This is a genomic window from Lactobacillus gigeriorum DSM 23908 = CRBIP 24.85, from assembly GCF_000296855.1.
Classification (GTDB): domain Bacteria; phylum Bacillota; class Bacilli; order Lactobacillales; family Lactobacillaceae; genus Lactobacillus; species Lactobacillus gigeriorum.
Map to the genome: position 1 here is coordinate 1 of NZ_CAKC01000029.1, position 5,211 is coordinate 5,211.

Annotated in this window: 3 protein-coding genes and 1 pseudogene; 2 read left to right on the forward strand and 2 right to left on the reverse strand. The window is 40.9% G+C overall.

What is annotated here, in order from left to right; genetic code table 11:
- Positions 1–74: 74 nt before the first annotated feature.
- Both BN52_RS02545 and gtfA read left to right on the forward strand, forming a co-directional pair.
- Complete coding sequence (locus BN52_RS02545; RefSeq protein WP_008472593.1) at positions 75–2,276, forward strand: alpha-galactosidase; 2,202 nt, start codon at positions 75–77, stop codon at positions 2,274–2,276.
- Between the two features lie 18 nt (positions 2,277–2,294).
- Positions 2,295–3,737 carry a sucrose phosphorylase gene (gtfA, locus tag BN52_RS02550; RefSeq protein WP_008472594.1) on the forward strand — a complete coding sequence of 481 codons (1,443 nt, stop codon included), beginning with the start codon at positions 2,295–2,297 and terminating at the stop codon, positions 3,735–3,737.
- A 50-nt stretch (positions 3,738–3,787) separates the two neighbouring features.
- Here gtfA and BN52_RS02555 read toward each other — a convergent pair whose 3' ends face one another.
- Both BN52_RS02555 and BN52_RS10360 read right to left on the reverse strand, forming a co-directional pair.
- Positions 3,788–5,065, reverse strand: a complete 1,278-nt coding sequence (locus BN52_RS02555) for a nucleobase:cation symporter-2 family protein (protein WP_008472596.1) — start codon at positions 5,063–5,065, stop codon at positions 3,788–3,790.
- Positions 5,065–5,211: pseudogene (locus BN52_RS10360) on the reverse strand (xanthine phosphoribosyltransferase); the annotation flags it as partial. The pseudogene BN52_RS10360 and the gene BN52_RS02555, both read right to left, overlap by 1 nt.

The window sequence follows — 5,211 nt, forward strand, 5'->3', positions numbered from 1 at the left end:
ACTTGATTTTCCAAAAGAATATTATTGCAGGTATGAGTAATGGGGCAGTTAAGTAGCATTTTAGAAGGTGGATTATGCAAGCTAATTTGATCGATTTTGATGAAAAGCAACAAGTCTTTCACTTACATAATAAAAAAGTATCTTACTTAATCGGAATTGAAGATGGAGGTAGCTTATCTCATCTCTATTTTGGTAAACAGATTAAACAATATCATGGCCAGTTGCGCTATCCGCGAAGAGATCGTGGCTTTTCTGGCAATCTTCCGGGTTCGCTCGATCGAACCTTTTCACGTGATACTTTGCCTAAGGAATATAGCAGTGCAGGCGAGATGGATTATCATACTCCAGCAATCATTGCATGCCAACAAGATGGCAGTAATGCCTTAATGCTTAGTTATGAAGGCTACCAAGTCGTCAAAGGCAAGCCAACTTTAAGCGGACTGCCACAAGCATGGGTAGCTGGCGATGATGAAGCAGAAACGTTAATTATTACTTTACGCGATCAAAAAACGGCCTTGGCGGTTCAGCTTAAGTACACGATTTATCGCGATCGAGCAGTAATTACGCGGTCGGTTGAAGCCAGCAATGATGGGCTTGCACCAATAAATTTAGAAAAAATCGCTTCAATGCAGCTTGATGTTGTAGGTCGTGAATTAGAAACAATCACTTTGCCAGGTGCTCATGCTCATGAACGCCAGCTTACGCGAGCTAAACTTGAACAAGGGCTTCATGTTTATGCTAGTCATCGGGGAACGTCAAGTCATCAAATGAATCCGTTCTTGGCTTTAGTTGATCCTGCTACAACTGAATTTATGGGGGAAGCATACGGCTTTGCGCTAATTTATTCTGGTAACCACAAATTTGAAGTGGAACAGGATCAATTACAACAAATTCACCTTAATATCGGTATCAACGATTTCAATTTTAATTGGGAACTATTGCCAGGTGCTAGTTTCCAAACTCCTGAGGTAGTGCTGGTATACGCTGATCAGGGATTGAATCAAATGAGTCAAACCTTCCATAAATTGATTTTGGAGCGCATAATTCGTAGTCAATACAAAATGCAACCAAGACCAATTTTAGTCAATAATTGGGAAGCGACTTATTTCGACTTCAATGAAGCTAAATTACGTCCACTGGTTGATACGGCAAAAGATCTAGGAATTGAAATGTTTGTTTTAGACGATGGTTGGTTTGGCCATCGTAATGACGACAATAGCTCACTTGGAGATTGGCAAGTTTCTTCAGAAAAATTCCCTGAAGGATTATGGCATTTTACCAAATATGTTCATCAACAGGGACTGAAATTTGGCTTGTGGTTTGAACCAGAAATGATTTCGCAGGATTCTGACTTATACCGTCAGCATCCAGATTATTTAATGCATGTACCTGGAAGAAAACCAAGTCCCTCACGTAATCAGTATGTGCTCGACTTGGGAAGAGCCGAAGTAAGAGCAAATATTTTAGCACAAATGATCAAATTGCTCGATACGGGCGAAATTGACTATATCAAGTGGGACATGAACCGGCACTTGTCTGATATCTATCAAGCTGATTTACCAGCTCAGCGCCAAGGCGAAGTCTACCATAGTTATGTCTTAGGTTTATACGATTTATTGGAAAAAATCGTTGATCGCTATCCTAACTTATTGATTGAAGGCTGTTCTGGTGGTGGAGGTCGCTTTGATCTAGGAATAGCATACTATAATCCACAAATTTGGACTAGTGACAATACTGATGCAATCGATCGATTGCGTATTCAAGCAGGGACTAGCTTGGTTTATCCTCAATCGCTAATGACTTCGCATGTGTCGGTTAGTCCAAATGAACAGAATGGTCGAATTACACCGCTTAAGACAAGAGCAATCGTAGCAATGTGGGGCGATCTTGGATATGAATTTGATTTGAACAAGTTGTCCACAGAGAAAAAAGCTGCAGTTAAACAACAAATCGCCTGCTATAAAGAATTGCGACCATTAATGCAATATGGCAAGTTTTATCGCTTAAAAGGTGCTGAGACTAGCAACCAATGTGCTTGGCAAGTAGTCAGCGAGGACCAAAAAGAAACTGTCGTCAGTGTAGTGACAGTCGCAGCTAGTGCCCAACCGGCATTTACTAAAACCAAGCTTCAGGGTTTGGATGCTGATTTAGTTTATGAAGAAACCACAAGCCATCAGCAGTATGGTGGCGATGAGTTGATGCAACTAGGTTTATATGATCAGCTTGAAGCCGGCGATTATCAAGCGCAAATGTATCATTTCAAAGCAATTAATTAAGAAGAATGGAAGAGTACCATGGCAATCACTAATAAAGTAATGTTAATTACTTACCCAGACAGTTTGGGTAAAAATATTCAAGAATTAACGGATGTTTTGCACACCGATTTGAAAGGTGCCGTTGGTGGCGTGCACTTGTTGCCTTTTTTCCCATCGACAGGGGATCGTGGCTTTGCGCCAACCGATTATAGCGTAGTCGATCCACAATTTGGGACTTGGGCAGATGTGGAAAAGTTGGGAAAAGAATATTATTTGATGTTTGACTTTATGATCAATCACATTTCACGTCAGTCTAAGTATTATCGCGATTTTCAAGCCAATGGCGCCAACAGCAAATATGCCGAATTATTCTTAAGTTGGGATAAGTTTTGGCCAGAAAATCGACCAACGCAAGCTGACGTTGACTTGATCTATAAGCGCAAGGATAAAGCGCCGTATCAAGAGATTACCTTTGCTGATGGCAGTCGGGAAAAGCTGTGGAATACTTTTGGTGAAGAACAAATTGATCTCGATGTACGAAAAAAGGTTACTAAGCAGTTTATCAAAGAAACTTTGACGCAATTGGTTGCTCATGGCGCTGATATTATTCGCTTGGATGCTTTTGCTTATGCCGTTAAAAAGCTTGATACGAATGACTTCTTCGTTGAACCAGAGATTTGGGACTTGTTAGCTGAAGTTAAGGCTGATCTAGCAGATCAAGGGGCTACGATTTTGCCGGAAATTCATGAACACTATTCCTATCCGTTCAAGATTGCCAAGCATGGTTACTTTATTTATGATTTTGCATTGCCAATGGTAACTTTGTACTCAATTTACAGTGGAAAAACTGAGCGTTTAGCAAATTGGTTAAAACAATGTCCAATGAAGCAATTTACGACTTTGGATACCCATGATGGCATTGGCGTAGTAGATGCGCGGGACATCTTAACTCCTGAAGAAGTCGAGTACACAAGTAATGAACTTTACCGAGTTGGAGCTAATGTGAAACGGAAGTATTCAAGTGCAGAATACCATAATCTCGATATCTATCAGATCAATACTAGTTTCTATTCTGCTTTGGGCGATGATGATCGGAAGTACTTCATGGCACGACTATTGCAAGTTTTTGCACCGGGTATTCCACAAGTTTATTACGTAGGGATGCTTGCTGGTAAAAATGACTTGGAATTGCTTGAGCAGACTAAAGAAGGACGCAACATCAATCGTCACTACTATAGTCGTCAAGAAGTTGGTGAAGAAGTGCAACGTCCAGTAGTCAAGGCTTTGCTTAACTTGTTTAGATTTAGAAATAGGAGCGCTGCGTTTGATTTAGATGGCGCAATTGAAGTTTCGACGCCTAGTGAGCATGAGCTTAAGATTACTAGAACAAATAAAGATCGTAGTCAAGTTGCTACTTTAGTAGCTGATTTACAAACTATGAACTATCAGGTAACCGAAAACGGTCAAACGATTGAATTCTAATGACATGCAAAAAGGCCTTCACAAACGTGAGGGCCTTTTTATTGAGGTAATTAATTATGGGACTTAAGTCCATATAAACAGAGATTTAATAAAGTTGAGCATAAGCTAGCAACCACAATGCCGTTGCTAAGGAATAATTGCACTGTTTGCGGCAAGGCTTGGAAAATTTGAGGATATACGGTAACACCCAAACCTAAACCAATTGAAAGAGCTACAATCAAGACGTTGCGGTTATCTTCAAAATCAACATGAGCTAACACCTTAATTCCTTGAACAGCAATCATAGTAAACATGACTAACATGGCTCCACCTAAAACAGGGGTAGGGATGATAGTAACAAGCGCACCGATCTTAGGTAATAAGCCCATACCCATTAACAAGCCAGCAGCCCAGAAAATCGGACGCTTGGTCTTGATCCCAGACAATTGAAGCAAACCAACATTTTGTGAGAAAGTGGTGTAGGGGAAGGTATTGAAGATTCCACCAAAAATTTGTGCTAAACCTTCAGCACGGTACCCCTTACGTAAGTCAGCTTCAGTAATGTCTTTTTTAAGCAAATCGCCAATAGCGAAGAAAACACCCGTTGATTCTACCATGGAAACAAGTGCGATTATAATCATGGTAACACAGGATGACCATTCGAACTCTGGCATACCAAAGTAGAAAACTTGAGGTAAGTGGAACCAAGCAGCTTCTTTGACAGGATTCATTGAAACCATGCCGAGCATGGCGGCCACTAAGCTTCCACCGATTAAGCCGATTAAAACAGCAATTGAGCGGATAAATCCTTTAGTAAAAATTTCAACAGCAAGAATAATGACAATCGTAAGAAAGCCAACAATGAGATCTTTGCCATCGCCAAAACTTTTAGCAGTTGCGCTTCCACCACCGATATTTTGAATGGCAACAGGAATCAAAGTTAAACCAATAACGGTGATTAAAGTGCCAGTAACAACTGGTGGAAACAGCTTCTTAATTTTGGAGAACCAACCAGCAATTAAGAAAACAAATATTCCGGCGACGATAATTGCGCCATACATCGCATTAATTGAAAACTTTTGACCAATTAACTCTAGCGGAGCAACGGCTTGAATAGCGCATCCTAGTACGACTGGTAAGCCAATACCGAAATACTTATTGCCAAATAGTTGGAGCAGGGTAGCTAGCCCACACATAAAAATATCGATTGAAACCAAGTAGGTCATTTGAGTACTGTTAAAACGCAAGGCAGTTCCGATCAACAAAGGAACGGCTACAGCTCCCGAATACATGGCTAATAGGTGTTGTAAACCTAGGACAGCGGCTTTCTTATGATTGACTTCTTGCATTATTCTTCTCCCACGAAATGAACTTGTCCGTCCTTAAAACTATCGATTTCTGCTAGTGCTTCAAAGCGGTAGCCAGCTTGCTTAATCCAGTCGCTACCGCCTTGGAAAGTCTTGGCTACCACACCGCCGACGCCGACGATCTCACA

Bases quoted from the DNA above. Each gene is read 5' to 3' on its own strand.
- BN52_RS02545 (WP_008472593.1), top strand. From the start codon at position 75: ATGCAAGCTAATTTGATCGATTTTGATGAAAAGCAACAAGTCTTTCAC.
- gtfA (WP_008472594.1), top strand. From the start codon at position 2,295: ATGGCAATCACTAATAAAGTAATGTTAATTACTTACCCAGACAGTTTG.
- BN52_RS02555 (WP_008472596.1), bottom strand. From the start codon at position 5,065: ATGCAAGAAGTCAATCATAAGAAAGCCGCTGTCCTAGGTTTACAACAC.